Origin of the sequence: Photorhabdus noenieputensis, from assembly GCF_018448935.1 — a bacterium.
Lineage (GTDB): Bacteria > Pseudomonadota > Gammaproteobacteria > Enterobacterales > Enterobacteriaceae > Photorhabdus > Photorhabdus noenieputensis.
In genome coordinates this window covers 1-683 of the sequence record NZ_RCWC01000159.1, presented here as the reverse complement: position 1 = coordinate 683, position 683 = coordinate 1, and the positions used below count along the sequence as shown (strand labels likewise).

Below are 683 nucleotides of genomic sequence, written 5' to 3'. Positions count from 1 at the left end.
TCAGGATCTTATCTGCATAACGAATTCCGTTTTATGTCGGGCTATAACGACTGGCGAGCGCTATATCGCTACAAACCGCTGGCGGATGGTGATGAAGTGGCCACCGTGGTCGGCCCGGAAGGGGAAGAGATTTATGTCAATGAAGAGGGGTGTATCCGCATCCATTTTCACTGGGATCGTTATGATAAAGCCAATGAAAATGCCGCCTGCTGGGTACGATTCGCGCAAGGTTGGAATGGCAGCGGTTACGGTTTTATGGCTATTCCCCGTATCGGTCAGGAGGTGATTGTCTCCTATCTGAACGGCGATATTGATCGTCCGATTGTCACCGGTTGCACCTACAACGGTTCAAACCGGCCACCGTTAAATTTACCCGTTGAAAAGACCCGCACCACCTTTAAAACCCGGACTCACAAAGGGGAAGGCTTTAATGAATTGCGCTTTGAAGATGAGAAAGACCGGCAGGAGATTTACCTGCATGGGCAAAAAGATCTGACCGCCCATATTCAACACGATGCTTACTGGCATATTAAACACGACCATAAACAGCGCATCGATAATAACCGCTATAGCGAAATTTCAGTGGATGATCATCAACATATCAGGGGATCGGGGAAATACAGCACCGATGGAGATGTTTCACACCGTATCTCAGGCAGTCAACATTTACAGACCGGAGATGC

General features: G+C 48.5%; 1 protein-coding gene. It reads left to right on the top strand.

The genetic code is table 11. The features are described 5' to 3' along the window. A partial coding sequence (tssI, locus tag EAE91_RS23630) for a type VI secretion system tip protein TssI/VgrG (RefSeq protein WP_214090560.1) occupies positions 1-683 on the top strand: 683 nt, incomplete at both ends.